We start from the raw sequence: 26,280 nt of genomic DNA, 5'->3' as shown, positions 1-26,280 counted from the left end.
CTATGCACTCCTGCGGCGGGTGATGAAGAACTGGATGACCGATACAGCCACGATCAATCCAAAGAAGATGTAGGAGATGGCCGCGGAGTATCCCAGCCGGTATCCGGTGAACCCGGTTTCGAAGATGTACTGGACCACCGGCCGGGTGGCACCGCCGGGGCCGCCGGCGGTCATCTGGTAGACCTGGTCAAAAATCTTGAGCGAAGCCAGGATCTGGAGGAGCACGATCATCACCGTGGTCGGGGCCAGTTGCGGCAGCGTAATCGAGAAGAACTGCCGCCATGCGCCGGCGCCATCAAGCGATGCTGCTTCGTAGTGCTGGGCCGGGATGTTCTGCATGGCTGCCAGGTACAGCAGGAAGTTGAAACCCACCGTCCACCACAGCGTGGCAATGACGATGGCCCACATCGCTACGCCGGGATCGTTCAGCCACGCCACTTTCGGCAGTCCAACACTGACCAATGCGTTGTTGATGAGGCCCAGCTGGGGGTTGTACATCCAGGTGAAGAACAGGGATACCACGGTGGAGGCCAGCAGGTACGGGGCAAAGTAGGAAAGGCGCCACAACCATTGTGCGGGCAGTCCGACATTGACCAATGCCGCCATGACCAGGGCAACGACCACCAGCGGGACAGTGCTGATGACGGTGAAGTAAAGGGTGTTGCCCAGGGAACGCCACATGTCGGAATCGGCGAGGGCCTCCGCGTAGTTCGCGAAGCCAATGAGGCTGTCGTTCGCGCCGGTAAGCGATTTGCCGGTCAGGCTCATGTACAGCCCGTAGAGGAGGGGCCAGACGAGGAAGACCAGGAAGAACGCCAGGAACGGCGCGGCGAACGCCCAGCCGTTGATGTTGTCCCTGCTGCCTTGGGAACGGGACTTTGCGGGCTTGGACCCCGCCTGGTTGGATATTCTGTGCCGGGACAGGCCGGGCAACGAACCCCGCTGCCCCTCCCTGTCGTGTGATGTTGCTACGGAACTCATTTGGACTCCTATGTCGCTTGGCGGTTCAAACCGGGTTGGGACGGGAAAGCAGGGTGTTGGTGCGCCGCACGAAGGCATCCCAGCCGTCAGTTGCCTTGTCGCGGCCGAGGAGCACGTTCTGCACGGTCTCCGCAAAGTAGGTTTGCCAGTCTGAGCCGGATCCGCTGAACCATGCCTCCGGGTCGTAGGCGATGATGTCCGCGGCGTTGGCGTAGTGGATCTGGGGCGTGAGCTCGCGGTAGGCCTGTGACTGGACCACCGGCTGGTAGGCGGGGATGTGGCCTGCTTCGGCCCAGGACAGCGAGCCCTTGAGGATGTCACTCACGAACTTGTAGACATCGCGGCGCTTCACGTCGTCGACATTCAATTGCCGTGGCAGGACGAAGGAATGCGAGTCGGCGTAGGCTGCCGGCGTCCCGTAAAGCGTTGGAATGGTTGCGGCGTCCACCGGGAGGCCTGCCTTCTTCATCGTTGGCAGTTCCCAGACGCCGCTGAACAGCATTCCCGAGCCGCCGCGGGCGAATTCCGCGATTCCTGTACTGATATCACCGCTCTGCGCCGCAATGGTGTCATCGAAGAGCGATGCCATGAACTCCAGGGACTCGATCGCCGCCTCGTTGTCAGCAACCATTGGCTTGCCGGGAGTCAGCTCCATATCTGCCCCGTGCTGCTTATAGAGGGTGTAGAAAAGGCGCCACATCTGGGACCCGCTGCCGAGGTACCCAAAGGACAAACCGTGGGCCTTCGTCACCTTCTGCATTTCCCGGGCCATGGCGAGGAAGTCCTGCGGGGAATGCACTTCCTGCAACAGCCCGTTCCCGGCCAGGAGGCCGGCTTTCCCGGCCACATCACGGTTGTAGAACATCACAAAGGGATGTGAATCCAGGGCGATGGAAAAAACTTTGCCGTTGTTCTGGCTCTTGTCCCAGATCCGCGGTGCGAAGCTCTGGGCGGTAACGCCATGTTCGGCCAGCAGGTCCAGGTCCCAGGGGTCAATCAGCCCGCCCGGCGCATAGCCCGGAACCCTGCTGGCGTGCATGATGGCCAACTGGGGCGGACGGCCGCCCGCGGAGGCCATGGCGAGCTTGGTGTAGTAGGGCGGCCCCCAGGCAAGAACCGTCGGATGAACCTTGAACCCGGGGTTGCCGTCATTCGCCTTGCTGATCATGTTCTGCATCTTGATGCCGTCGCCGCCGGACAACAGATGCCAGAACTGGATGTCCCTGACAGCCGCGGCGGAGGCGTTCCCACCGCACCCTGCCAGGGCGGCCGCAGCAAACACGCTTCCCATTGCTGCGGTTCCTGATAAGAGCTGCCGCCTTGACAGCTGCCTGCCTGCGAAAGAATCAAACTGCTTCACCCGTCACTCCTTTGGATGGGTCCGCTGAAAGTCATTTCCGTGCCACAAACCGTTGTTGCTGCATACCCCTCGGCTGAGTGCCGAAGAGCCGGCGGTGTGACGCACGCCTCACATTACATCGATGTAATGACCACCGCAACGAAAATTTGTTAGCGTTCCCAAAGTGACCTGCCGCTCTCGATTACGTGGTTCCTCGAAGGTTTTTGACGGGGGTGCAGGCAGCCTAGGAGGAGGTGCTTTGCCGCTCCACAATTCTGTAATCAATGGCTACAACCTTTTGAGGGCCCTGCCGGTCCACCATGCGTTCCGTGAGGAGGCGCAACGCTTCACGGGCAACCTGGCGCTTGTCGAAGGAAACGGTGGTCAGTGACGGCACTGCAAACTGTGCGTCGGCAATGTCGTCGAAGCCGGCAACGGCCACATCGTCGGGAACCCTGATGCCGCGCTTCCACAGCACGCTGAGTGCGCCGATGGCCATGGAGTCCGTGAAGCAGAACAAGGCCTCCGGAAGCGGATGGGAGTCCAGATGGGCGGACAGCGCTTTCGCTGCCGCATCCGGGCTCCACTTTTCGCAGGGGATGATTAGGGAGTCATCCCGGGCAATGCCCAGTTCTTTGAGTGCCGCGTGGTACCCACGTGTGCGGAGGACGGCCGCCGCCGAGCCGCGGCCTTCCGCGGCTCCCAGCACTGCGATACGCCGCCTGCCGGTCCTGCCGAGCGCCAGGGTCATGTCACGGGCAGCCGCAACACTGTCCACCCATACACGGTCGGCCAGTTTCTGGGACACCTCACCCAACAGCACCACCGGAGGCAAGGCAACGCCCACTTTGACGGCACTCTCGTCCAGGACCACGGGGTTGAGGATGAGCCCGTCGATCAGGTTGGACCGCGCCCGCGACATGAGCTCGTATTCACGGGTGGGATCGGACCCCGTCTCCTCGATCTGAACGCTCCACCCCTGCTCGTGGGCTACTTCCACCACGCTGTGCGCGATCTCGGCAGAATAGGGCGTGCCCAGGTCGGGCAAGGCCAAGGCAATGACCCCCGACCTGCCGTTGCGCAGTCCCCGGGCCGAGAGATTGGGCACGTAATCCAATTCCGCCATGGCCTGCTCCACCTTGGCCCTGGTGGGACCGCTGACCGGGACGATGCCGTTCATGACGTTCGAGACCGTCTTGGGCGAAACCCCTGCGAGGCGCGCTACGTCCTTGACCGTTGCGCGCAACGGCGCCCCCTTATTCCCGGTATGGCTTTGGTGACGATTTTACTCCGGCCCGCCATCCCCAGCTGCACGGAGGCGGAGCATCAGCGTTCGCGCTGGTGGTCCCCCGCCACGGTCTTGGCGGCCTCGACTTCGAGCATGAGCTTGCCGTCCTCTTCAACCAGTGTTGGCTGGTACACGTGCGGCTTGCGCTTGTAGCTCAGGTAGGCGATGCAGCCGTTGGCAGCGGCCATCTTCTCGAGCATGATCTCGGAGCCGGGGACCAACAGCTCACCCAAGGGGCGGCCCACAGTGTTCTCCTGGCCCGCCTCATCGCCCAGGGCGCTGGTGTTCCGCTCCTGGACCACCTGTGCGGCATTGACCCACCTGCCCCACACGCCCTTGCCTTCAAGCAGCGATGGTTCCTGGCCAAGCGGAACGGTGGCGGCGAAGTAGCGGGTGTCGAACCGGCGGTGCGCAAAGTCGGGGCTGCGCCAGTTGACGAGGGACTTGAGCAGATCCGTCCGGAGGGACAACCCACGCTTGCCCAGCACCTGGGCGAGCGTTTTCTCCTGGTCCGCCACCGCAATGCGTGCCCGCATCCACTCGGGGGTGGAGGTGGCCTCGACCGTGCTGGACATGTCCGGGCCCGCCAGCAGCACGCCGGTTTCTTCAAAGAGCTCGCGGATGGCGCCCACCACGTGGCGCCGCGCCAGCCCCACGTCGTCCGTTCCCATCTGCTCAGCCCAATGCTGCGGTGACGGGCCCAGCCAACCCATGGCGTCGTCGTCGGCCGGGTCAAGGGACCCGCCGGGGAAGGCGAGGACCCCCAGCGGCGAGGAGCCGGGCCGGTAACCCAGCCACGTCTCCAGGCCATTGGGCGAATCACGCAGGAGGACAACGGATGAGGCGAAGCGCGCGGCCCGGGGGGTGCGCTCGCCGTGTTCGAGCCAGCTTTGCGCTGCCCCTTCAAGGTCCTGGGGAAGTGCAAAAAGGCGTCGTGCGAGGTGTGGCAAGGGAAGTGTCCGGTCTTAGCTGAATTCGGCGATCAGCTCGACCTCTACGGGAGAGTCGAGCGGAAGAACGGCAACGCCGACGGCGGAACGTGCGTGCTGCCCGGCCTCACCAAGGACGCGGCCCAGCAGTTCCGATGCGCCGTTGACGACGGCGGGCTGGCCGGTGAATGAGGGATCCGAGGCAACGAATCCCACAACTTTCACGATCCGGGTGATCCGGTCGAGGTCGCCGATGACGCTCTTGACGGCAGCCAGGGCGTTGACGGCGCAGACGGCTGCGTAGCGCTGCGCGTCCTCGGGGGAAACGGTGGGTTCGTCGGCGTACCCTTCCGTACCGGCGGACACCTTGCCCGTAGCTTCGAGTTTGCCGTTAATAAACGGGAGCTGGCCCGAGGTGTAGACGTGGCTGCCGGAGACTACGGCTGGAACGTAGGAGGCTACCGGGGCGGCCACCTCGGGGAGGGTGATGCCAAGTTCGGCAAGGCGCTGTTCGACGGCGGAAACGGGCGCCGTTGCGGCGCTGGACTGGGCTTCTGCGGGGGTGCTCATGCTACTGCTTCTCCCTCTTGAGGTAGGCGACCAGGCCGTTGCCGTCAGGTCCGGGGACCACCTGGACGAGCTCCCAGCCGTCCTCTCCCCACTGGTCCAGGATCTGCTTTGTGGCGTGGATAATGAGCGGAATCGTCGCGTACTCCCATTTGGTCATGAAAGAAAGCGTAGCCCTTGCCGGTAAAGTGGAAAACATGGCGACTCGCAAGAACCCCTTATTCGACACTGCCACCACACTGGGTAAGATCCTTCTTTTCCTTGGTGTGAGCGCGATTTGCGGTGTCCTCGTGGCAGGCCTGCTGGTCCCTGCCGCGGCCGTCTCAGGCAGCGCGGCAAGCGGTTCCATCGACTTCTTCGATTCCCTTCCGGCAGAGCTGAAGGTTGATCCCCCCAGCCAGACCACCAGGATCCTGGCTGCGGACGGCAGCGAGATCGCCAGCGTCTACACCGAGAACCGCACCAAGGTTCCGCTGGACCAGATTTCGCCGAACATGAAGAACGCCATCATCGCCGTCGAGGACAGCCGGTTCTACGATCACGGCGGCGTGGATACCACCGGCATCCTCCGCGCGCTGGTGAGCACCGCCCGCGGCAACAAGCAGGGCGCGTCCACCATCACGCAGCAGTACGTCAACAACGTGCTGAACGCGAACCTCGCCGCCGCCGGCGAAGAGGACCAGATCAAGCTCAACGGCGTCAACAAGGGCGTGGGTGACAAGCTCCGCGAAATGAAGCTCGCCATCGCCCTGGAGAAGGAGTTCAGCAAGGACCAGATCCTTGAGGGCTACCTGAACATCGTGTTCTTCAACCGTGACGCCTACGGCATTGAGGCCGCTTCCCGGTACTTCTTCAGCACCACCGCCAAGGACCTGACCCTGCCGCAGGCAGCGCTTCTGGCCGGCCTGGTCAACAGCCCCTCCGCCTTCGACCCCATCACCAACCCGGAGAAGTCCAAGCAGCGCCGCGACCTGGTGCTGGGGCTGATGCTGAACCAGAACAAGATCACCCAGGCCGAACATGACGCCGCCGTGGCAACCCCGGTGGAGCCCAAGGTGACCCAGCCCAAGCAGGGCTGCGCCTATGCGGCCTCTGCCCCCTACTTCTGCGACTACATCCTGCACCTGCTGGAAAACAACCCCGCCTACGGTGCGGACGTGAAGGAGCGCCAGCGGCTGATCTACGGCGGCGGGCTCACCATCACCACCACGTTGGATCCCAACGCCCAGGCCACGGCCCAGGAGCAGGCCAACGCAGCCGCCGGCGCCAACCCTGATAAGTGGGGCGCCGCCATGGTGTCCGTGCAGCCCGGCACTGGCAAGATCATATCGATGGCCCAGAACACCACGTTCCTGCCGGGCCAGGGCTTCGACTCCCAGTTGAACTTCAACGTGGACAAGCTGGACAAGGACGGCAACGACCTCAACGGCATGGGCGGCGCCCAGCCGGGGTCCACCATGAAGCCGTTCACGTTCGCCGAGTGGCTCAACGAGGGCAAGACCATGAACACCGTGGTCAACGCAGCGCAGCGCGTCTACCCCATCGGCTACCCGTGGAAGAACACCTGCGGCAAGATCCAGGGCGCCTACAGCACGGCTCAGAAAAACGCCGGCCTGGACGCCGCGGACGACCTCCAGAACGCCGAGCCCCAGTGGTACCGGCCGTTGACGGTCCTGGAGGGCCTCTACAACTCCATCAACACCGTGACGTTTGCTTCGGCCGCCCAGCTGGACTTCTGCGGCATCCAGAAGATCGTGGACGCCGTGGGACTGCACAGTGGCTTGCCCTCAGCTGACGAGCCGAACCCCAAGGTGAACATGATGACCCTTGGCAACCTCCTGGGTTCCACCCAGACCTCCCCGCTGACCATGGCGAGTGCCTTTGCCACCTTCGCCAACGACGGCAAGTACTGCGAACCCATCGCCATCACCGCGGTCACTGACGCCACCGGCAAGCAGCTCCCGGCGCAGTCCAGCAGCTGCCGTGATGCCATCAAGCCTGAGGTTGCACGTGGCGTGAACTATGCGCTGCAGGAAGTCCTGAACCGGGGGTCCGGTGCGCTGATCCAGCCCCGCATCTCCACCAAGACCAGCTTCCCCATCGGCGCCAAGACCGGTACGTCCAACAACAACGGCTCCACCTGGGTTGTAGGCCACACCACCGGCCTGGCCACCGCTGCCTGGTTCGGTGACCCGTTGGGAGCACAGGACCGTGCCGGACAGAACATCACGGTCAACGGCAAGTTCTACAAGGGCATCGACGGCTACATGATCGCCGGCCCCATGTTCTCCAGCTACATGGCCAAGATCGCCCCGGCCTACGGGACCAACCCGTTCCCGGCACCGCCGAGCAACATGATCAGCGGGACCACCACCAGCTCTCCGCCGGCAAGGACCACGCCGCAGGCCACCCAGGCTCCCGTTCCGTCGGCACCGGCTCCGCAGGCTCCCGCCACCCAGGCCCCGGCCCCGGCACCGGCACCCACGAGCAACGGAAGCGGGAATAACGGAAAGGGCAACGGCTAAGCACCCATGAACATCGACACCCTGGCAAGCCGCGCCCGTGCAATCGGGCGCGGCTTTGCCGTCACTGCAGGCGCCGGCGCCGCGGCCGGAATGGCTGCCTTCGGCTACGGACTGTGGGAGAAGAACCAGTTCGTCCTCCGCGAAGAAACCCTTGCCATCCTGCCTCCCGGCCGCGAACCATTCCGGATCCTGCACCTCAGTGACATCCATTTCGTGCCCGGGCAGAACAAGAAGGCGGACTGGCTGGGGTCATTGGCTGACCTTCGGCCGGACCTCGTGGTGAACACGGGCGACAACCTCAGCCATGTCAAGGCCGTGGACCCGCTGCTGGATGCCTTAAAGCCGCTGCTGCAGTTCCCCGGCGTCTTCGTCCCCGGCTCCAACGACTACTTCGCGCCAAGCCCCAAGAATCCGGCAGCGTACCTGTTAGGGCCATCCAAGGTGAAGCCGAAGCCGATCGCACTCGACTGGCCGCGCCTGCGCTCGGGCTTCGGCATGAGCGGCTGGGTTGACCTCACCAACCGCAGCCAGTCCCTGGTCCTTAAAGGCATGCGCTTCGATTTCTCGGGCGTTGATGATCCGCACCTGAAGCGGGAACGGTACGCCGGCTGGCCCCGCGGAACGGTCAGCCAGGATGCGAATGACCACCTCCGGGTAGCGGTCATCCACGCGCCGTACCAGCGGGTCCTGGACCACTTCACCGAAAGCGGAGCGGACCTCCTGTTGGCCGGACATACCCACGGCGGCCAGCTGTGCATCCCCGGTTACGGAGCCATCGTGTCCAACTGCGACCTTCCCACCTGGCGCGCAAAGGGCCTCAACGACTGGTCAAGCAACGGAAGCACGACGCCGGTCAACGTCTCGGGCGGCATCGGCACCTCGCGCTTCGCCCCGGTAAGGATCGCCTGCAAACCTGAAGCCGTCCTGCTGACCCTCACCTCCCCCAGCTGACACCTGTTGCTCCATCAGATACGGTCCCCAAAATGGGGTTATGAGGACCGTATCTGATAGGGCAACGGGCATTACGGTCTGCAATAACTGGGCAAGCAGCACGCGCCCCTCAAAATACGTGTGAACCGCCTCACGCCAATGGCATAGGGTAGTTGCTAGAGGAAACTACATTCGTTTTAGAGCTTGAGAAGCGGGCATGGCCAAGCAGACTCCCTTTTTCCGATCCATCAGCCGTCTTTATCCGCACGTCCGGCCCATCATCCCCAGGCTCCTGATGGGACTCCTCTGCGCCCTCCTGGCCAGCGTGGTGGCCCTGACCATCCCGCAGGTGCTGCGGGTCCTGGTGAACACCGCACTGCAGCCGGGGGGTACGCCGGAGGCAGTGTGGGTTTCGGCCGCCGTCATCCTGGTCCTGGGCATCGCCGAGGCGGGACTGGTGGCCCTGCGCCGGCAGTTCGTCATCAATCCTGCCACCTCGGTGGAAACCCGGATGCGGGTCTCCCTTTATGACCACCTGCAGGACCTGACCGTCTCCTTCCACGACCGGTGGGGCTCCGGCCAGCTGCTGTCACGGGCCATGACGGACCTGAACTTCCTGCGCCGCTGGATGGCCTTTGGCGCCATCATGCTGGTAGTCACCACCCTGACAGTGACCATCGGCATCGTGGCCATGTTCGCCATGAGCTGGCAGCTGGCCCTGATCTTCCTGGCCGCCGCCATTCCCATCACCATCAACAGCTTCCGGTTCCGCACCCGGTTCAGCAAGGTTGCCCGCCAAGGCCAGGACCAGGCCGGGGACCTTGCCACGACGGTAGAGGAATCGGTCCACGGCATCCGGGTGCTCAAGGCCTTTGGCCGCAGCCGGGAAGCCTTGGAAAACTTCAACCAGCAGGCGGAGGAACTGCGCCAGACGGAGATCGCGAAGGCACGGCACCAGGCAACGTTCACCATGGTGGTCACCCTGCTTCCCGAACTCGCCCTGGGAGCCGGCCTGGTGGTGGGCGTGATGCTGTGCGCCAGCGGTGAGTTGAGCATCGGCGCCCTGGTGGCGTTCTTCGCCACAGCCGCAGTCATCGCCTCCCCCGTGGAATTTTCCGGCATGCTGCTGGCCATGGCACTCACGGCCAAGACCGCCGTCGACCGCCACTACGAAGTGATGGACACGCAGAACGCCATCACCAGCCCCGCACGGCCCAGCAGCCCGGGCGAACTGGCGGGGGCGCTCCGCTTCAACCACGCCACCTTCGCCTTCGAGGACGCACCGGACAAGCCGATCCTCAAGGACATCAACCTGGATATCCTTCCCGGTGAAACCATGGCCCTGGTGGGCATTACCGGCAGCGGCAAGAGTGCGCTGATCCAGCTGGTGCCCCGGCTGTACGACGTCAGCGGCGGCGCCATTACCATCGACGGTGTCGACCTCCGGGACTTCGATGTTGAGGAGCTGCGCAGGATCGTCGGCGTGGCTTTCGAGGACACTACGCTCTTCTCCAATTCAGTCCGGGACAACGTCCTGCTTGGCGCCCCGGTCCGCACGGAGGATATCCTGGACGAGGCCCTTGACGTGGCCCAGGCACACTTCGCCTATTCCCTGCCGGAGGGCGTGGACACGCTGATCGGCGAGGAGGGCCTGAGTCTCTCCGGCGGCCAGCGGCAGCGCATCGCGTTGGCACGTGCCATCGCCGCGCGTCCGCGGGTGCTGGTCCTGGACGATCCGCTGTCCGCCCTGGACGTGCACACCGAAGAACTGGTGGAGGCCCGCCTCCGCGAGGTCCTGAAGGACACCACCACCCTGATTGTGGCCCACCGTCCTTCCACCGTGGCCCTCGCAGACCGGGTGGCGCTGCTGGAGGACGGGCGCATCACTGCTGTCGGAACGCACACCGAACTGCTGGCCCACAACCAGCACTACCGCTACGTCATCGCCAGCCTTGACCGGGAGCCGCGGGACCTGGACTCCGAACTGTCGGCCCTCGAAGACCAGGCCGAGGAAGTGACCCGATGAGCACCGCAACGTTCGGCACCGCCAACGAAGACAACGCCCACCTCAGCAAGAGTGACAGCAGGGCAGTACGACGGCGGTCGCTCGCCCTGCTGCGGTCGCTGATCCGTCCGGTGCGGGCGCGGTTCTGGCTGACTATCGCCATGGTGGTCCTGTCCCAGGCCGCGCGGGTGGCCGGCCCCGCACTGATCGCGTTCGGGATCGACCACGCCCTGCCCGCCCTGCAGGCCGGCGACAACCTCCCGTTGGTGCTCACCGGCGTCGCTTACCTTTTGGCAGCCATTGCGACGGCGGGACTCACCGCCCTCTATGTCACCTCCACTGCGCGGCTCAGCCAGGCGATGCTGCTGGACCTGCGGTTGCGCGTCTTCCGCCACACACAGCGGCTCAGCCTGGAGTTCCACGAAAAGTACACTTCGGGCAGGATCATCGCCCGGCAGACCTCGGACCTGGAGGCGCTGCGCGAACTCCTCGATTCGGGCGTCAGCTCCCTCGCTTCCGGCATGCTCTTCATGGCCTTTACCGCCGTCACCATCTTTGCCCTGGACTGGCGGAGCGGCTTGCTGGTGCTCGCTGCCGGCGTGCCCATGTTCTTCCTGTCCCGCTGGTACCAGAAGCACTCGCAGATCGCCTTCCGGGAATCCCGTGTGGTCTCCGCCCGGCTGATCGTGCACTTCGTGGAAACCATGACCGGCATCCGCGCCGTCAAGGCCTTCCGCAAGGAGAAGGAGAACTCGGAGCGCTACGGCAAACTCGCTGAGGACTACCGGCTGGTCACCGTCCGGTCCATCAACCTGAACGGCATCTTCCAGCCCGGCCTGGTGCTGATCGGCAACGTCTGCGTTGCCGTAGTCCTGCTGTTCGGCGGATTCCGGGTGCTGGACGGCGGCCTGGCAGTGGGTGTGCTCCTGGCCCTCATCCTCTCCACCAAGCGGTTCTTCCAGCCGGTGGACCAGATGGCCATGTTCTACAACTCGTTCCAAAGCGCACAGGCGGCCCTGGAAAAAGTGTCCGGACTGCTCGAAGAAGTGCCCACGGTCCGGCCACCGAAGAACCCGGTGCCCCTTCCCAGTGCCACGGGGCGCATCGACTTCAACGGCGTGGAATTCCGCTACGGCGATGGCCCGGTGGTGGTACCCCGCCTGGACCTGCACATCCCGGCCGGACAGACCGTTGCCCTGGTGGGACAGACAGGGGCCGGAAAGTCCACCCTGGCCAAACTCATCGCACGCTTCTATGACGTCACCTCCGGCACCCTCACCCTGGACGGCGTGGACCTCCGCGACCTGGCCACCACCGACCTCCGCCGGAACATTGTCATGGTCACCCAGGAGGCGTTCCTGTTCAGTGGCTCGGTGGCGGACAACATTGCGCTAGGCAGGCCTGAAGCGTCACGCGCGGAGATCGAAGAGGCCGCCAAGGCGGTGGGCGCCCACGAGTTCATCCTGGAGCTTCCGGAAGGCTACGACACCGACGTCAACAAGCGCGGCGGCAGGGTCTCCTCCGGCCAGCGGCAGCTGATCAGCTTTGCCAGGGCCTTCCTGGCACAGCCGGCGGTGCTGATCCTGGACGAGGCTACCTCCTCGCTGGACATCCCTTCCGAGCGGCTGGTGCAGGCCGGGCTGGCACGCCTGCTCGCCGGGACGGAAGCGGCACGCAGGACGGCCCTGATCATCGCGCACCGCCTGTCCACGGTGGAGACGGCGGACCGTGTCCTGGTGGTGCACGACGGCCGGATCGTGGAGGATGGCACGCCGCAGGAACTGATCGGCGGCGGCGGACGCTTCGCCGACCTGCACGGGGCATGGAAAGACTCACTGGTCTGACCCGCTTCTTCGGTGGGCCGTGATTTCGCATCCAGGGCCTGAATCGGCTATCCTTGTAAAGTTGCTTTTGCAGCGGATCGGGATGTAGCGCAGCTTGGTAGCGCGCTTCGTTCGGGACGAAGAGGTCGCAGGTTCAAATCCTGTCATCCCGACCATAACGAAAAGAGGGTCTCCTTGCGGAGGCCCTCTTTTTTCATCTCGATGTGGTCACGGCCATCACTGATCGCCTAACAGAAACAGCCCCGGAGCGGTTGCTCCGGGGCTGCCTCATCGCCTCCTGTTGTGAGGAAGCAATTTACGCAGGGTCAGGCCAGTTGCCAATGTAGGTGACGACGGAGGTGTCAGTGGTAGTGGTCTTCTTGTCCTTCTTCACCTTCGTGGAAGCAGGGTCAGGCCAGTTACCGATGGCTACCGACGTACCCGAGTTATCGGCGATGGAACCTGCAGACAGGACGGCCGGAGCCGCCGCGGAGAAAGCCAGGGCCCCAGCCAAGGCGGCCGCGGTTGCGATCTTCTTCAACATATAAGTTCCTCAATACGAGTCGGATTCGTTACAAAGCCAGCACTGTCCTTGTTGACACACATTGTAAAATATTTTCCACAGGGGCTGTCAAGCATTCGCGCAGCCTTGGCTGTCCAGAAGGAGGAAACGCGTGGGCAACGGATTCGGAGAAAAGCTCCGGGCGGAGCGCCTTGAGCGTGGACTGACACAGGCCGAACTGGGCAAGGACCTGTATTCACCCAGCTATATCTCACTGTTGGAGACGGGCCGTAGGGAACCGACAGCGGAGGTAATCGAGGAACTGGCCCGTCGGCTGGAGCTTGCACCGAAGGCATTGGAGGCTTGGAGCCAACCGATTTCCCTGAGTGACGCCGAGTACGTGCTGGCAGGGCTTTATGCCCGTCAGGCATGGGATTTACGTGACTATCCATTGGCCGCCACCCACGCTGCCACGGCAGCACAGATCGCGCTCGACGGTAAAAACACGAGTGCCTGGTGGAACATGACATACATGCAGGCCGAGTGCCTCATGAAGCAGGGTGACCTGCAGGAGTGCCGCAAAATCGTCGAGCGTCTCCTTGAGCATCCAATGGCAACAGAGTCTGTGGGTCTTGGAGTGCGTGCCCGCCAAATGCTCGCCGCCGTGTGCCACGGCCAGGGCCAGCTGCCCATCGCCGTGGAGCATGCGTTGGAAGCTGTCAGGCTCTCCGTTAATTTGCCCCGTGGTTCAACCGTGCTTATCGGTGCCCACAGGATCCTGATCGGCGCCTTGGCCGAAAGTGGCCGCTTGGACGAAGCCTGGAAATACTGCCAGGCGCTGCTGGACCAAGTGGATGAGCACGCCATGTCCCAGCTCGCGGGCGAGGTCGCCTGGGTGATCGGCAACGTGGCCTTCATGCGGCACGACTACACGGAAGGCGTCAAGCACCACGAGCGGGCGGCGCGCCTGCTCTCCCCCGCCAATGACATCGAGTTGTGGGCCCGTTTCAATAAGGCGTCTGCTGCTGTTCGGCTTTCCTCGGGGATCGTGGAGCCTGAGACGCTTTCAGCGATCGAGCGGGCGGAGCTGGCCTTCTCGATCGTTGGCGGAACCAAGAGCGATGAACTGGAAGTCGCCTTCATCCGTGCCCGCTGGCTGTACCTGACCGGGGACATCGTTGCCGCCGTCGAAAAACTGCGCGAGATCCACGCGGAGCGCGACGCACTGGGCAAGCACACTGCTGGCGAGGTCTCACTGCTGCTGGGCAAGTCGCTCAAAGCCTCGGGAGAAACCGACGAAGCACTCGTCCATCTTGAGGACGCCCAAAAGGCCTTTGCCGCTGCCGGCGCACAGGATCGCGTCCAGCAGGCGCTGGACGCAATCCTCGAAATCAAGCTGGCGCAGAAACGGGCAGCCGCTGCCGCCAACGCCAGTTAAGCGAAGCCAGGCAAACCCGCGAACGCGGGCTTACCTGGCTCCGAGGTTGGCCTAGGAGAAGGTCTTTCCCGTGATCTTCTCGTACGCTTCGACATAACGGCCGCGGGTACGCTCCACCACTTCAGCGGGAAGCGCCGGCGGCGGGGTGTCCGACGATTTGTCCCAACCGGACTCGGCTGAAGTGAGCCAGTCGCGCACATACTGCTTGTCGTAGGAAGGCTGGGCCTGGCCCGGCTTGTAGGTGGCGGCATCCCAGAAGCGCGAGGAATCCGGGGTCAGAACCTCGTCGCCCAGCGTTATTGACCCGGAGACCGCGTCGTAGCCGAACTCCACCTTGGTGTCCGCCAGGATGATGCCGCGCTCACGGGCAACCTTTTCCGCCGTCGTGTAGATCTTCAGCGTCAACTCGCTGAGGCGGGCGGCGATGTCGTCGCCAACCAGGGCAACCACGGCGTCGTAGGTGATGTTCTCATCGTGCTCACCGATCAGAGCCTTGGCTGACGGCGTGAAAATCGGGTGCTCGAGCCGGGACCCGTCCACCAGGCCTTCGGGCAGCGGGATGTTGCAGACCGTTCCGGAGGCCTTGTATTCCTGCAGGCCGGATCCCGTGAGGTAGCCGCGGGCGATGCATTCCACCGGGAACATGTCCAGCTTCTTGCAGATCATGGCCCGGCCTTCCACCTGGGCCGGCACGCCGTCCTCCACGGTGGAGCCGAGCACATGGTGTTCCACGCCCAACTGGTCAAACCACCAGAGGCTCAACTGGGTGAGGATGCGTCCCTTGTCGGGGATTTCGCTGGACAGCACATGGTCGTAGGCGCTGATCCGGTCGCTGGCCACCACCAGCACGCATTCCTGGCCAACGCGCTGCAGGATGGACTCGTCAGCGGGCTCGTAGAGGTCGCGCACCTTGCCGGAGTAGACGTGCGTCCAGCCGGGCAAGTCAAGGGTCTGGGTGGCGTAGCCGCGGTTCTCAGGAGTTGCAGTCATGGGTCAGGCCTTTGCTTTCACGATGGGCATGGAGCCCGTGGCGCCGTATGGCACCTTGATCTCCCCGCGGGCAGCTTTGCGTCCGATGTCGGTGCGGAACTGCGAGCCGTCCAGCTTCACCAGCTCCACGCCGTCGTACGCTTTTTCGCGTGCCTCCACCAGGTCGCTGCCCAGGGCGACCACGGCGAGGACCCGCCCGCCGGCGGACACCACCTTGCCTTCCTCATCCAGGGCAGTTCCAGCGTGGATGACGTGCACGCCGTCGAGTTCCTCAACCTTCTTGAGCCCGCGGATGCGGTCACCGGTACGGGGCTTGTCCGGGTAGTTCTCCGAGGCGATGACGACGGCGACGGCAGTTTCCCTGGCCCACCGCAGCTCCTCCGCCTTGTCCAGTTCGCCCTTGGCGGCCGCCATCAGCAGCGCGCCGAGGGGGGTCTTGAGCCGGGCGAGGACCGCCTGGGTTTCGGGGTCGCCGAAGCGGACGTTGAACTCGATCACGCGGGTGCCGCGCGAGGTGAGGGCGAGGCCGACGAACAGTACGCCGACGAACGGGGTGCCGCGGCGGGCCATTTCCTTGACGGTGGGCTGGGCCACGCGGTCAAGGACTTCCTGGACCAGACCCTCCGGGGCCCACTCGAGCGGCGTGTAGGCGCCCATGCCGCCGGTGTTGGGCCCTTCGTCGTTGTCGAAGATGCGCTTGAAATCCTGGGCGGGCGACAGCGCCACGGTGTTCTGCCCGTCGCAAAGGACAAACAGGGAAACTTCAGGGCCGTCCAGGAACTCCTCGATGACCACCGAACCGCCGGCGTCGAAGCAGGACTGGGCGTGCGCCAGGGCTTCGTCGCGGTTGCGGGTTACCACCACGCCCTTGCCGGCGGCGAGCCCATCGTCCTTCACGACGTACGGGGCGCCGAAGGTGTCCAGGGCGGAGGCGGCTTCCTCGGCGTTGGTGGCCACCATGGCCATCGCCGTGGGGACACCGGCTTCCGCCATGACTTCCTTGGCGAAGGCCTTTGAGGCCTCCAGCTGGGCTGCTGCCTTGCTGGGCCCGAAGACGGGAATCCCGGCTTCACGGACGGCGTCCGATACGCCTGCGGCCAGCGGAGCCTCCGGGCCCACCACCACGAGGTCCACACCGAGCCGGGTGGCCAGCTCCGCAACTGCCTCGGGATCGTTGCCGTTGATGTTGTAGGTGGGAACCAGCTTGCTGATGCCGGCATTGCCAGGCGCCGCGTGGACCTCGGACACGTTGGGGTCGGCAAGCAGGGAGCGGACAATGGCGTGTTCGCGGCCTCCGGGGCCAATGACGAGTACCTTCACAGTGTCCAAGGGTACTTTGTGCACCCTCCCCGCTCCTAAGCTGTGTCCTCCCCCCTTGCGGTCAATCCGGATACCCGCCCGCTCCGAACCATAGACATGACAAAGCTGCGAAACAGGATTACAGGTCCCGCAACCATGGCCGCATTGGCAGGCGTGGTGGCAGCCGCCGTCGTACTTGCTGTCGCGGAGCTGACAGGGGCGTTCTTTACCGCCAGGGCTACCCCCCTGTTTGCCCTGGGGTCCACCTTCATCGACTTCACGCCGCCCGCCCTGAAGGACTTTGCGATCGCCACCTTCGGCACCAACGACAAGGCGGCCCTGTTCGTGGGCATGGGCCTGACCATCGCGGTGCTTGCCTGCATCCTGGGCGTGGTGGCGTACCGGAAATGGGCGCTGGGCGTCCTGGGCGTGCTCTTCATGGGTGCCGTGATCGTGGCCAGTGTGGTGACCCGCGCGGGGGTGGGCGCAGCGGATGCCATCCCTTCCGTGCTGGGAACCATTGCCGGGCTGGTGGTCCTGCGCCGCCTGATGGTACCGCTGTGGGGGATGAAGGCCTGGCCGGAAGCGCCGGCGGATACAGCGGCCGACGGCGGGGAACCGGTTGGGAGCAACGGCACCAGCCGGCGACGGTTCTTCGCTGCTGCCGGGTTCACCGCCCTGGCGGCGGGCATTGCCGCCACCGGTGGGCGGGTGCTGGCTGCCGCCCGCAGCAATGTGGCCAAGGCAAGGGAAGCACTGACGCTGCCGTCCCCGGCAAAGGCCGCAGCCGCCGTACCGGCCGGGGTCCAGTCCCCCGTGCCCGGGGTTACGCCGTGGCTGACTCCCAACGGCGAGTTCTATCGGATTGATACGGCGCTGAGCGTGCCGGAAATCAACGTCGACGACTGGGAACTGCGAATACACGGGCTCGTGGAACAGGAAGTCACGCTGACCTTCCAGGACCTGCTCGACGCTGAACTGATCGAGTCGCATGTCACGCTCACCTGCGTCTCCAATCCCGTGGGCGGCAACCTGGCCGGCAACGCCAAGTGGCTGGGCCTGCCCATCCGTGAGGTCCTGGCCCGCGCCAAACCCAAGGACGGGGCGGACATGGTGCTGTCGACGTCGATCGACGGCTTCAGCGCCTCCACTCCCCTGGAGGTCCTGCAGGACGACAGGGACGCCATGCTGGCCATCGGCATGAACGGGGAGCCGCTTCCGGTGGAGCACGGCTACCCGGTGCGGATGGTGGTTCCCGGGCTGTACGGGTTCGTCTCCGCCACCAAGTGGGTGGTGGACCTGGAGGTCACCCGGTTCGCTGACAGCAAGGCCTACTGGACCGAGCGCGGATGGTCGGAGCGCGGTCCCATCAAGACGATGGCGCGCGTGGACGTGCCTAAATCCTTTGCGAAAGTACCGGCCGGGATAGTCGCCGTGGGCGGGACGGCCTGGGCCCAGACACGCGGCATCACCAAAGTGGAAATCCAGATCGACAACGGCGATTGGACGGAGGCCACCCTGTCCACCGAAGCGTCCACCGTCACCTGGCGCCAGTGGTCCTACGAATGGGACGCCACGCCCGGCCCGCACTACATCAAGGTCCGGGCCACGGACGGGACCGGGGAGGTCCAGACGGACCAGCGCGCCGATCCCGTCCCTGACGGCGCATCGGGCTGGCAGTCGGTGATGGTCACCGTGCAGTAGTCCCGGCGGCAGTCCCGGGCATCTGCGGGGCTGGCCCATAGACTGGCTGTATGCCGCACAATCCGCATGCCACCTTCACTGTTGACTCCGCCGTCGAACTGGCCGTGATCGAACGCAGCGGCTTTGTGGAGTCGAGGCACATTGGTTCCGCCGTGCTCCTGTCCGCGGACGGTTCGGTGGTCACTGAACTCGGGGACATCAACACCCCTATCTACGCCCGGTCCACGCTCAAGCCGTTCCAGGCCCTGGCGTCCATGCAGTCAGGGGTTCCGCTGCGGGGCGCCCAGGTGGCCATCGCGTGCGGAAGCCATACCGGGTCACTGGACCACATGGATGTGGTGGCGGGCATGCTCAAGGCGGCCGGAGTCCGTGAAGACCAGCTGCAATGCCCGGAGGCGTGGCCGCAGGATGAAACGGCCCGGAACTGGCTGGTGCGCTCGGAAAAGGGGAAGTCGCGGCTGGCGTACAACTGTTCCGGGAAGCACGCAGCCTTCCTGTGGGCCTGCACCGAAAACGGGTGGGACACCCACAGCTACCTGGAGCCGAACCACCCGCTGCAGCAGCGGGTGCGGACCGTCGTGGAGGAATACACGGGCGAGAAGATCGCGCACCTGGGGATCGACGGCTGCGGCGCCCCCGTGGCGGCTGTTTCCCTGAAGGGCCTGGCCAGGGCCTACTCCCACCTGGCCAAGGCACCCGGCGACCAGAGCTTCAGCGCCAGGGCCGCCACCATCGCCACCTCGATGCTTGACTACCCCTGGGCGGTGCAGGGCCGCGGCGAAGCCAACACCCTGGTAATGGATGAGCTTGAGGTCATCGCCAAGATCGGAGCTGAGGGCGTCCTGGCCATGGCAACGCCCCAAGGGGTCTCCGTGGCAGTCAAGATCCTTGACGGGAATGTCCGGGCCACCTCGCTGGTGGCCCTCACCCTCCTCGCCGCGGCAGGGGCCGTGGAGATTCCGGGAGTTGCCAGCGCCCTGGAGCGGGTGGTGGAACCTGTGCTTGGCGGCGGCCGCCCGGTGGGCAAGATCAGGCTGGGCCCGGCAGTTTCCGCGCTCCTGGACTGACGCCCCATCCCCCAAGCGACACACTGAAGGAAGATTGAACGCATGGCCGTAGCCCGCCGTCGTATTGACGTCCAGGAAGGCAAAGCAGCACTGAAGGCGTGGCTGGAAGCTTCGCAGCCGGCGTCGGACGCTCCCCTGCCGCGGACGGTCCTGGCCACTGCCGTCAGGTACTCGTTGGAGGAGGTGACGGCGCGCGCGCCGGGGAACTCCGTGGAGGTGCGCGTCCCGCCGTTTGGCGTCACCCAGTGTGTTGAGGGTCCGCGGCACACGCGCGGAACCCCACCCAACGTAATTGAGTGCGACGCCGCCACCTGGCTGGGGATGGTGACCGGCCAGCTGGGCTGGGCGGAGGCAGTCGGGGCCGGCAAGGTGGCCGCGTCCGGCCTGCGCGCGGACCTGTCGGCCCTGCTGCCGCTGTAACCCTTCGGGTGCGGCTACCCGCGGCCGATGAAGGGCATCCCCGCCGCGGTGACCACCACTGAGCCCACGCTGGCCGAGGCCGGCATGTTGGCCATCATCAGCACTGCCCGCGCCGCGTCCGCCACCGGAAACATCGGCTCCACCTTGCGGCTGCCGTCCGCCTGGAGCGCACCCGAGCCGACGCCGATGGTGTCCATGATCTCGGTGGCAGTGTTGCCGATATCGATCTGCCCGCAGGTGATGCCGTAGCCGCGGCCGTCCAGCTCGATGCTCTTGGTCAGGCCGGTCATGGCGTGCTTGGTCACGGTATAGGCCACGGTCCGCGGCCGCGGTGAATGCGCGGAGATGGAGCCGTTGTTGATGATCCTTCCGCCCTGAGGTTCCTGCGCCTTCATGGTCCGGACCGCTGCGGCGGCACACAGCATGGACCCGGTAAGGTTCACGGCCAGGGTGGCGTTCCAGTCCGCCAGGCTGATCTCGTCCACCCCGGCCGCCGGGCCGAACACCCCGGCGTTGTTGAACAGCACGTCCACCCGTCCCCACTGTTGGTGTGCTGCCTCGAAAAGCCGCTCGACGTCGTCGGGCCGGGTCACGTCGCAGGGAACCACCAGCGCGTCCGGGCTGCCGTCCGCTGTTTCCTTCAGCTGCGCCTCCCGGCGGCCGGCCAGGACCACGCGGTAGCCGTCGGCCAGCATCTGCCGGGCAACCTCCCGGCCGATGCCGGAGCCTGCGCCTGTGACGACGGCGACGCGTGCTGTGGAAGGGGAAGTGTCCATGCGCTCTCCTGGGCTAAAGCTGGGCCGGCACGGCCGGCTTGTTCAGCGGCCAGCCTATGACGGTCTTGGGCCGCGGCGCAGCGAACGTCCGCACCTTGGAGGTGGTCAGGCGCATGCGGACGAGTGATTCGGCAATGGTCACGGCAGAGGCGACGCCGTCCACCACGGGAACACCTGCCCGTTGCCGTATCTGCTCGTCCAGGCCGGCCATCCCGCCGCAGCCGAGGACAATCACCTCGGCCTTGTCCTGGGTTACGGCCAGCATCGCCTGGTTGATGATGGCCTCGACGGCGCGCTCCGGTTCCTCCTCGAGTTCCAGGACTGCCATGCCGCTGGCACGCACGGAGGCACACCTGGCGTCCAGTCCGGCCAGCTTCAGCCGGTCCTCGATGAGGGGAACCGTCCGGTCCAGGGTGGTGACCACCGAATACTTGTGGCCCAGGAACATGGCCGTGCTGGCGGCGGCCTCGGTGATGTCGACGACCGGGACGTCCAGCAGCTCCTGCAGCCCCTCGCGGCCGTGCTCGCCGTATCCGGCCTGGATGACGGCGTCGAAGGGCTCCTGGTAGGAGGTGACGGCGTCCATGACGGCGATGGCCGCCAGGTAGCTTTCGAAGTTGCCTTCGCAGGAGTCGGCGCCGAACCTGGGGGTGATGCCGATGATTTCGGTGCCCGAGGCGGCCACGCTGCGCGCGGAGGCCGCGATCGAGTCGGTCATTGACTGCGTGGTGTTGACGTTTGCGACGAGTATGCGCATGGGGAGGATCCTTGGTCGGGCGGCCCTTCTTGGGCCGGGTCAGCGGTGGGGCTTAGTGGGTGCTGACGACGGCGATGGCCTCGCCGTCGCGGTCGTCCAGCCTTTGGTTGCGGTCGGCGATGAAGAAGTACAGTGCCGCTGCTATGCCCGCTGCGAAGAACCAGGCGAAGGGTGCCGCGGCAGCCAGCCCCGGCACGAAGGCGATCAGCAGGGCCAGGACGGCCGCCGGAACCATGGCGATGATGGCCCGCGGATTTACGCCCTTCCGGTAGAAGTACGCGCCTTCCGGTGAGGCCGTGTAGAGCTCGGGGACGTTGACCTTGCCGCGGCGGATCAGCCAGTAGTCAGCCATAACGACGCCGAACAGCGGACCAAGCAGCGCACCGAGGCCGCCCAGGAAGTACACGATCACCAGAGGGTTGTTGTAGAGGTTCCAGGGCAGGATGACCAGCCCGATGGTGCCTGAGACCATTGCCGCCCTGCGGAAGTTCAGCCGCTTGGGGAACAGATTGGTCAGGGCGTACACAGGGGCGACGAAGTTGGCCATCAGGTTCACTGCGATGGTCAGAATCAGCAGGGCAAGGCATGCGAGGACCAGGAACAGCGTGTTGGGGATGGTTTGGACGATATCGGAAGGGCTCTTGATGATGGTGCCGTTGATTTTGAACTGGCCGCCGGCCATCACTACCACGATGGCGCCGAACACGAGCATGTTGATGGGGATGCCCCAGAAGTTGCCCCGGACCACGGCCTTCTTGGAGACCGCTGAGCGGGTGAAGTCGCAGAAGTTCAGGACGAACGTGCCGTAGATCGAGACCCAGAGGGCGCCGCCGGCGAAGATGGTGAGCCACATTTCCGGCCCTTCCAGGGCCTTATTGGAGGACCAGGCAATGCTTCCGCCGGCTTCCACGAAGATCCAGACGGCCATTGCGGCCATGGTGGCCAGAATGACAGGGCCGGCGAATGCCTCGTACTTACGGATCATTTCCATGCCGAAGCTGACGATGACCAGCTGCACCACCCATAGGGCCACGAATGCCATCCATCCCAGCGTGGACAGTCCCAGGATTGAGTCCTGGTCCAGGTCACCGAGGGCCGGGAACATGGCTACGAGCATGACGCGGAAGACGACCGAGGCGAGGTAGGTCTGGATGCCGAACCATGCCACGGCCACGGCGCCGCGGAGGAGGCTGGCGATCTGGGCGCCCCTGATGCCGAAGCTGATGCGGCTCATGACCGGGAAGGGAACACCGGTCTTGACACCCATGAATCCGGACAGCGTCAGGAGGCCGAACAGCAGCGCAGCGCCGATGCCGAGGGCCATGAGGATCTGCCACCCGCCCAGCCCCAAGGCGAACAGGCCGATGGCGAAGGCGTAGTTGCCCAAGCTGTGCACGTCGTTGGCCCACAGGGTGAAGATGCTGTAGCTGGTCCAGCTGCGGCCGGCGCGCCTGGTGGGGGCAAGATCGGAGTTGTACAGGGAAGGGCTGATGCTGGTGCCCGAGGCTGCGCTTGCTGATTCGCACAGGGCTTCAACGCTGCCGGGGGTATGTGCTGCAGGGGCCGACGGCGCTGTCAGTCCCTGGTCAGCAGCAACGCCCGCCGTAGGAGGGGTTTGCATAAGGGTCTCAATTCTTTGGATGATTCCGGGTGGTGAGGCCGACCCGAGGGTCGTTTCTGTTATTCCACATCGCGGAAAGGAGATATTGAATAGTGAAATAATGGTATGACCTGGGTCACTGCTGGTCAAGCGGCAGCATCAGTGGGGTCCAGTCATAAATGGTTGCTTCGTTGCGCCCGCCCGCCCTTCACCGGAGTGCCCACCGCCACATTGACCGAAGCCAAGACTCTCACTAATCTCATCTAGCAATAATGTTTTTTCACAATATGAAAAACATGAAGCCTGATGCGTTCAAAGATGAAAAGAGGCTGACATGGCTGCAGGAGAAGATACCTCCCATATCCTCAGCGGGTTGACTAACCAGCTGCCTGATCGTGATCCGGAAGAGACTGCSGAGTGGGTTGAGTCCCTGGACGCGTTGATCAGGGAACAGGGCACCGAGCGTGCCCAATACATCATGCGGAGCCTGCTGCAGCGCGCGGGCGCGCAGAGNGAGTGGGTTGAGTCCCTGGACGCGTTGATCAGGGAACAGGGCACCGAGCGTGCCCAATACATCATGCGGAGCCTGCTGCAGCGCGCGGGCGCGCAGAGCGTCGGGGTGCCGATGGTGACCACCACCGATTACGTGAACACSATCCCGGTGGACCAGGAAGCCGAGTTCCCGGGCAACGAGGAGTTCGAGCGCCGGTACCGGGCGTACATGCGGTGGAACGCCGCGGTCATGGTCCACCGGGCGCAGCGGCCCGATATCGGGGTCGGCGGGCACATCTCCACCTACGCCGGCGCCGCGACCCTGTACGAGGTCGGGTTCAACCACTTCTTCCGCGGCAAGGACCACCCCGGCGGCGGGGACCAGGTCTTCTTCCAGGGCCACGCCTCCCCCGGCATGTACGCCCGGGCGTTCATGGAAGGACGCCTGTCCGAGGAGGACCTGGACGGGTTCCGGCAGGAAAAGTCCCGTGAAGGCCATGCCCTGTCCTCCTACCCGCACCCGCGGCTGATGCCGCACTTCTGGGAATTCCCCACCGTGTCCATGGGCATCGGCCCGATGAACGCGATCTACCAGGCCCAGAACAACCGGTACCTGCACAACCGGGGCCTGAAGGACACGTCCGACCAGCAGGTCTGGGCGTTCCTGGGCGACGGCGAAATGGACGAACCCGAGTCCCGCGGCCTGCTCCAGCTCGCCGCGAACGAGAACCTGGACAACCTGAACTTCGTGATCAACTGCAACCTCCAGCGCCTGGRCGCCTGGACGGGCCGGTCCGGGGCAACGGCAAGATCATGCAGGAACTCGAAGCGTTCTTCCGCGGCGCGGGCTGGAACGTGATCAAGGTCGTCTGGGGCCGGGAGTGGGATGACCTGCTCACCCGCGACACCGACGGGTCCCTGGTGAARATCATGAACGAGACCGTCGACGGCGACTACCAGACCTACAARGCMGARTCCGGCGGGTTCGTCCGCGAACACTTCTTCGGCAAAACCCCGCAAACCAAAGACCTCGTCGCGGACCTCACCGATGACCAGATCTGGAACCTCAAACGCGGCGGCCACGACTACCGCAAGGTCTACGCCGCCTACAATCATGAACGAGACCGTCGACGGCGACTACCAGACCTACAAAGCCGAATCCGGCGGGTTCGTCCGCGAACACTTCTTCGGCAAAACCCCGCAAACCAAAGACCTCGTCGCGGACCTCACCGATGACCAGATCTGGAACCTCAAACGCGGCGGCCACGACTACCGCAAGGTCTACGCCGCCTACAARGCCGCCACCGAATTCAAGGGCAAACCCACCGTCATCCTCGCCCACACCGTCAAGGGCTACGGCCTGGGCCCGAGGTTTGAAGGAAGGAATGCCACGCACCAAATGAAGAAACTGACGGTCGAGGACCTCAAGGACTTCAGGGATTACCTGCGCATTCCCATTTCGGACGAACAACTGGACGCAGATCCATACCGGCCGCCCTATTACCACCCGGGCCTGGATTCGCCCGAGATCGCCTATCTCCTCGAAAGGCGAAGGGCGTTGGGGGGCTCCGTGCCGGAGCGCCGTGCAGCCCACCAGGCGGTTGAACTGCCCGGGGCGAAGTCCTACGAGGTGGCCAAGCGCGGATCCGGCAAGCAGCAGGCCGCCACCACCATGTCATTTGTGCGCCTGCTCAAGGATTTGCTCCGGGACAAGAAGTTCGGGGACCGAATTGTGCCCATCGTGCCGGATGAGTCCCGCACTTTCGGCATGGATGCGTTCTTCCCCACGGCGAAGATCTATAGCCCGGCCGGCCAGAACTACCTGTCCGTGGACCGGGACCTGGTCCTGGCCTACAAGGAATCCCCCGCCGGGCAACTGATCCACCCCGGCATCAACGAAGCCGGCGCCNGGCCAGAACTACCTGTCCGTGGACCGGGACCTGGTCCTGGCCTACAAGGAATCCCCCGCCGGGCAACTGATCCACCCCGGCATCAACGAAGCCGGCGCCGTGGCAGCCTTCACCGCCGCCGGGACCTCCTACGCCACCCACGGCGTGCCCCTGGTCCCCGTCTACGTGTTCTACTCCATGTTCGGCTTCCAGCGCACCGGCGACGCCTTCTGGGCAGCAGCGGACCAAATGACCCGCGGCTTCATCATCGGCGCCACCGCAGGACGGACCACCCTCACCGGCGAAGGCCTCCAGCACGCCGACGGCCACTCCCCCCTGCTGGCCTCCACCAACCCCGCCGTCATCACCTACGACCCCGCCTACGGCTACGAAATCGGCCACATCATGCGCTCGGGCCTSGAACGCATGTACGGGCCGGACTCGGACGACAAGAACGTCATGTACTACCTCACCGTGTACAACGAACCCATCGTCCAGCCCGCCGAACCGGAAAACCTCGACATCGAAGGCGTCATCAAGGGCATCTACCTGCTCGCCCCGGCAAAGATCGACGGTCCCCGCACCCAGATCCTCGCCTCCGGCGTCTCCGTGCCCTGGGCCATCGACGCCCAACGCATCCTSGCCGATGACTGGAACGTCTCCGCCGACGTCTGGTCCGTCACCTCCTGGAACGAACTCCGCCGAGACGGACTCGCCGCCGAAGAAGAAGCCTTCCTCAACCCCGGCCAACCCGCCCGCACCCCCTTCGTCACCCAGCAACTCGAAGGCGCCACCGGCCCCATCGTCGCCGTGTCCGACTACATGAAAGCCATCCCGGACCAGATCCGCCAATTCGTCCCCAACGAATTCGCCACCCTCGGCGCCGACGGCTTCGGCTTCTCCGACACCCGCGCAGCAGCCCGCCGCTACTTCAAAAACGACACCCACTCCATCGTGGT

The 26,280-nt window shown here is 64.8% G+C and carries 21 protein-coding genes, 1 tRNA gene and 2 pseudogenes; 12 read left to right on the top strand and 12 right to left on the bottom strand.

What is annotated here, in order from left to right; translation table 11 throughout:
* The 6 genes from ASG86_RS00110 to ASG86_RS20355 form a co-directional block, all read right to left on the bottom strand.
* Entirely contained in the window at nt 1-981 is a 981-nt protein-coding gene (locus ASG86_RS00110) for a carbohydrate ABC transporter permease (protein WP_235565028.1), read from the bottom strand.
* 25 nt (nt 982-1,006) lie between these two features.
* Complete coding sequence (locus ASG86_RS00105; RefSeq protein WP_056328546.1) at nt 1,007-2,341, bottom strand: extracellular solute-binding protein; 1,335 nt, start codon at nt 2,339-2,341, stop codon at nt 1,007-1,009.
* A gap of 223 nt (nt 2,342-2,564) precedes the next feature.
* Nucleotides 2,565-3,566 (bottom strand): LacI family DNA-binding transcriptional regulator, encoded by a 1,002-nt coding sequence (locus ASG86_RS00100; RefSeq protein WP_056328543.1) that lies wholly within the window; start codon nt 3,564-3,566, stop codon nt 2,565-2,567.
* A gap of 80 nt (nt 3,567-3,646) precedes the next feature.
* Nucleotides 3,647-4,558, bottom strand: a complete 912-nt coding sequence (locus ASG86_RS00095) for an NUDIX hydrolase (protein WP_056328541.1) — start codon at nt 4,556-4,558, stop codon at nt 3,647-3,649.
* A gap of 15 nt (nt 4,559-4,573) precedes the next feature.
* Nucleotides 4,574-5,107, bottom strand: a complete 534-nt coding sequence (locus ASG86_RS00090) for a RidA family protein (protein ID WP_056328538.1) — start codon at nt 5,105-5,107, stop codon at nt 4,574-4,576.
* A 1-nt stretch (nt 5,108) separates the two neighbouring features.
* Nucleotides 5,109-5,264 carry a DUF4177 domain-containing protein gene (locus tag ASG86_RS20355; RefSeq protein WP_009359196.1) on the bottom strand — a complete coding sequence of 52 codons (156 nt, stop codon included), beginning with the start codon at nt 5,262-5,264 and terminating at the stop codon, nt 5,109-5,111.
* Between the two features lie 37 nt (nt 5,265-5,301).
* Here ASG86_RS20355 and ASG86_RS00085 point away from each other — a divergent pair, with 37 nt between their 5' ends.
* The 5 genes from ASG86_RS00085 to ASG86_RS00065 all read left to right on the top strand — a co-directional run bounded on the left by ASG86_RS00085 (nt 5,302) and on the right by ASG86_RS00065 (nt 12,563).
* The gene (locus tag ASG86_RS00085) at nt 5,302-7,629 is read left to right on the top strand and encodes a transglycosylase domain-containing protein (protein ID WP_056329609.1); all 2,328 of its coding nucleotides are present in this window, start codon (nt 5,302-5,304) and stop codon (nt 7,627-7,629) included.
* Between the two features lie 6 nt (nt 7,630-7,635).
* Nucleotides 7,636-8,580, top strand: coding sequence for a metallophosphoesterase (locus ASG86_RS00080; RefSeq protein ID WP_056328535.1), 945 nt, complete (start codon nt 7,636-7,638; stop codon nt 8,578-8,580).
* A 196-nt stretch (nt 8,581-8,776) separates the two neighbouring features.
* Nucleotides 8,777-10,585, top strand: coding sequence for an ABC transporter ATP-binding protein (locus ASG86_RS00075; RefSeq protein WP_056328532.1), 1,809 nt, complete (start codon nt 8,777-8,779; stop codon nt 10,583-10,585).
* Entirely contained in the window at nt 10,582-12,408 is a 1,827-nt protein-coding gene (locus tag ASG86_RS00070) for an ABC transporter ATP-binding protein (RefSeq protein WP_056328528.1), read from the top strand. The genes ASG86_RS00075 and ASG86_RS00070 overlap by 4 nt, the downstream gene beginning before the upstream one ends.
* A gap of 78 nt (nt 12,409-12,486) precedes the next feature.
* Nucleotides 12,487-12,563 (top strand) — tRNA-Pro (locus tag ASG86_RS00065).
* Between the two features lie 140 nt (nt 12,564-12,703).
* On the opposite strand, the gene ASG86_RS00060 is transcribed toward ASG86_RS00065, so the two are convergent.
* On the bottom strand, nt 12,704-12,931 hold the full coding sequence (locus ASG86_RS00060; RefSeq protein ID WP_056328526.1) for a hypothetical protein: 228 nt from the start codon (nt 12,929-12,931) through the stop codon (nt 12,704-12,706).
* A gap of 130 nt (nt 12,932-13,061) precedes the next feature.
* Here ASG86_RS00060 and ASG86_RS00055 point away from each other — a divergent pair, with 130 nt between their 5' ends.
* Nucleotides 13,062-14,327: a helix-turn-helix domain-containing protein gene (locus ASG86_RS00055; protein ID WP_056328523.1), complete on the top strand. Its 1,266-nt coding sequence runs from the start codon at nt 13,062-13,064 to the stop codon at nt 14,325-14,327.
* Between the two features lie 51 nt (nt 14,328-14,378).
* On the opposite strand, the gene ASG86_RS00050 is transcribed toward ASG86_RS00055, so the two are convergent.
* Entirely contained in the window at nt 14,379-15,317 is a 939-nt protein-coding gene (locus tag ASG86_RS00050; protein ID WP_056328521.1) for a phosphoribosylaminoimidazolesuccinocarboxamide synthase, read from the bottom strand.
* Nucleotides 15,318-15,320: 3 nt separating this feature from the next.
* Nucleotides 15,321-16,637 carry a phosphoribosylamine--glycine ligase gene (gene purD / locus ASG86_RS00045; protein WP_056329608.1) on the bottom strand — a complete coding sequence of 439 codons (1,317 nt, stop codon included), beginning with the start codon at nt 16,635-16,637 and terminating at the stop codon, nt 15,321-15,323.
* A gap of 96 nt (nt 16,638-16,733) precedes the next feature.
* Between purD and ASG86_RS00040 the strand changes: the two genes are divergently transcribed.
* From ASG86_RS00040 to ASG86_RS00030, 3 genes are read left to right on the top strand one after another with little or no spacing between them, the layout of a single operon-like run.
* Entirely contained in the window at nt 16,734-18,320 is a 1,587-nt protein-coding gene (locus tag ASG86_RS00040) for a molybdopterin-dependent oxidoreductase (RefSeq protein WP_156386074.1), read from the top strand.
* Between the two features lie 50 nt (nt 18,321-18,370).
* The gene (locus ASG86_RS00035; protein WP_056328516.1) at nt 18,371-19,387 is read left to right on the top strand and encodes an asparaginase; all 1,017 of its coding nucleotides are present in this window, start codon (nt 18,371-18,373) and stop codon (nt 19,385-19,387) included.
* Between the two features lie 42 nt (nt 19,388-19,429).
* A complete protein-coding gene (locus ASG86_RS00030) occupies nt 19,430-19,807 on the top strand; it encodes a sterol carrier family protein (RefSeq protein WP_056328514.1) in 378 nt (125 codons plus the stop codon).
* A 14-nt stretch (nt 19,808-19,821) separates the two neighbouring features.
* Here ASG86_RS00030 and ASG86_RS00025 read toward each other — a convergent pair whose 3' ends face one another.
* From ASG86_RS00025 to ASG86_RS00015, 3 genes are read right to left on the bottom strand one after another with little or no spacing between them, the layout of a single operon-like run.
* Nucleotides 19,822-20,583 carry an SDR family oxidoreductase gene (locus ASG86_RS00025; protein WP_056328511.1) on the bottom strand — a complete coding sequence of 254 codons (762 nt, stop codon included), beginning with the start codon at nt 20,581-20,583 and terminating at the stop codon, nt 19,822-19,824.
* Between the two features lie 13 nt (nt 20,584-20,596).
* Complete coding sequence (locus ASG86_RS00020; protein WP_056328508.1) at nt 20,597-21,340, bottom strand: aspartate/glutamate racemase family protein; 744 nt, start codon at nt 21,338-21,340, stop codon at nt 20,597-20,599.
* Between the two features lie 52 nt (nt 21,341-21,392).
* On the bottom strand, nt 21,393-22,961 hold the full coding sequence (locus ASG86_RS00015) for an NCS1 family nucleobase:cation symporter-1 (RefSeq protein WP_056328505.1): 1,569 nt from the start codon (nt 22,959-22,961) through the stop codon (nt 21,393-21,395).
* A 493-nt stretch (nt 22,962-23,454) separates the two neighbouring features.
* Between ASG86_RS00015 and ASG86_RS00010 the strand changes: the two are divergent.
* The 3 genes and pseudogenes from ASG86_RS00010 to ASG86_RS20840 form a co-directional block, all read left to right on the top strand.
* A pseudogene (locus ASG86_RS00010) lies at nt 23,455-24,542 on the top strand (pyruvate dehydrogenase (acetyl-transferring), homodimeric type); the annotation flags it as partial.
* A 1-nt stretch (nt 24,543) separates the two neighbouring features.
* Nucleotides 24,544-25,341: pseudogene (locus tag ASG86_RS20845) on the top strand (pyruvate dehydrogenase (acetyl-transferring), homodimeric type); the annotation flags it as partial.
* A 1-nt stretch (nt 25,342) separates the two neighbouring features.
* Nucleotides 25,343-26,280 (top strand): transketolase-like TK C-terminal-containing protein (locus tag ASG86_RS20840; protein WP_442854280.1); only part of this gene is annotated, 938 nt, incomplete at both ends.

This window comes from Arthrobacter sp. Soil764 (assembly GCF_001428075.1).
In the GTDB taxonomy this organism is placed as follows: Bacteria; Actinomycetota; Actinomycetes; order Actinomycetales; family Micrococcaceae; genus Arthrobacter.
This window is presented reverse-complemented; position numbering and strand designations above follow the sequence as displayed.